Raw genomic sequence first — 287 nt, 5'->3', positions numbered from 1 at the left:
CAAGGAGATCGTCATGCAGTGGCGCCGCTCCAACATGCAGTCGCTCGAAAGCCTCACCAAGGTGATGCGCGAGAACCTGCGCGCCTGCGGCTATCCGATTGTGCTCTCGCGCCCTTTCGACAAGCGCACGCCCTCGCATCAATGCGGCACCGTGAAGATGGGCAACGATCCCGCCACCTCGCCGCTCGATCCCTTCTGCCGCGCCTACGACCACCGGAACCTGTTTGTTGTCGATGGCGGCTTCCTGCCCACGTCCGCCGCGGTCAACCCGGCGCTGTCGATCGCAG

1 protein-coding gene is annotated in these 287 nt (G+C 64.8%); it reads left to right on the top strand.

Annotation, left to right across the window (positions count from 1 at the left end; translation table 11 throughout):
• The coding region (locus EN846_RS34655; protein WP_135928169.1) for a GMC oxidoreductase at nucleotides 1–287 on the top strand (287 nt) is incomplete at both ends.

This window comes from Mesorhizobium sp. M4B.F.Ca.ET.203.01.1.1 (assembly GCF_004791025.1).
GTDB classification, from domain to species: Bacteria; Pseudomonadota; Alphaproteobacteria; order Rhizobiales; family Rhizobiaceae; genus Mesorhizobium; species Mesorhizobium abyssinicae.
The sequence above is the reverse complement of the archived record's forward strand: the minus strand, read 5'-3'. Positions and strand labels throughout refer to the sequence as shown.